Source organism: Rhizobium sp. BK060, from assembly GCF_014193145.1.
Classification (GTDB): Bacteria; Pseudomonadota; Alphaproteobacteria; order Rhizobiales; family Rhizobiaceae; genus Rhizobium.
In genome coordinates this window covers 1-1,257 of sequence record NZ_JACHYW010000073.1, presented here as the reverse complement: position 1 = coordinate 1,257, position 1,257 = coordinate 1, and the positions used below count along the sequence as shown (strand labels likewise).

Sequence of the window (1,257 nt, the reverse complement as noted above, 5' to 3'; positions counted from 1 at the left end):
TCATCGAGTAGAACATTTGACATCAGCGGCGAGAGTGGACCGCCTTGCGGGGTACCCTCGCTGCGTGCCGTCGCGATTCCACCCGTCATCAACCCAGCCTGCAGGTAGCGACGGATCAGTCATCGTGGTTCACTCGGTCAAAGAACTTCTCCAGATCAAGATCGACCACGAAACGGCGACCGTCGGCCACATGTGACCGAGCGGCGAGAACCGCGTCGTGAGCGCTCCGCCCCGGCCGGAAGCCGTAGGAGGAGGGGGAGAAATCCGGGTCGAAGATCGGCATCAGCACCTGATGCATCGCCTGTTGGATCAGCCGATCTAGACAGGTCGGGATGCCCAATTGCCGCATCCCTTTACCGCCGGGCTTGGGGATTTCCACCCCGCGCACCGGCGCCGGTCTGTAGCCGTCCACCAGCAGGTCTTCCCTGATGCGCGGCCAATGCTCCGCAAGGTATGGCTTCAATTGCTCGACAGACTTCTTATCAATGCCCGGCGCACCCTTGTTCGCCATCACTCGGCGGTAAGCCGCCATCATGTTCTCGCGGCTGAGGATCATCTCCATCAGTCGCTCATTCGCCTCCGGTCGAGAGGATAACGGTCCTGCCGTGGTGTCTGATGCACCCAAGACCTGCCCTCGCGACTTCCGGCCGCTACTCCCAGCTTGGGCACGGAGCATCTCAACTCCGTCTTCTGCGTCTGTTCTCACCATCGAAAGACCGGCCTCCGTCCGGCACTCCATGTTCAGCCCTTCGCCGCTTGGTCCGGCTACTACGGCATCTGCTGACTCCTGCCGCCCCATCCCGGCGCCTTGCGACGCCGGTAGCACATCTGTCGCCAAAGGCAGGTCGGCAGGTCTCCCAGGGTAAGACGCGTGACCTTCATGCCACATACCTGGCGCATCTACGGCCGCACCCTCCGGGTGATATCGGGCTTCGGGCTTCATTTCTCCCTCGCCCGGATGCGGACGCCTCAATGCGCTTCCTGTTCGTCAGGCCGGCACTTTGCTTACAACTTCCTTCAGACCCCGCCTCGCGACGACGCCCTTGCTGTTCGGCTAGCGGTTCCCATCACCAGGGCCCGCAGAGGACTTGCACCTCCAAGTCATCGACCGGATACCATCCAGGTCAAACGGTGCCCTCCCACCACGCGCCATGCCTGGCGCAATCGGGTAGGAGGGAGCTTTTCGGCATCCCTCCTCCCACACCACCGTGCGAACGGTTCCGTACACGGCGGTTCATGAAGCGTTGTTTAGACGTC

At 62.1% G+C, this 1,257-nt stretch carries 1 protein-coding gene; it reads right to left on the bottom strand.

Going from position 1 to position 1,257, the window contains the following annotated elements; all coding sequences use genetic code 11:
- Positions 1–115: 115 nt before the first annotated feature.
- Entirely contained in the window at positions 116–562 is a 447-nt protein-coding gene (locus FHT71_RS32100; protein ID WP_246718120.1) for a reverse transcriptase domain-containing protein, read from the bottom strand.
- Between the last annotated feature and the right edge of the window lie 695 nt (positions 563–1,257).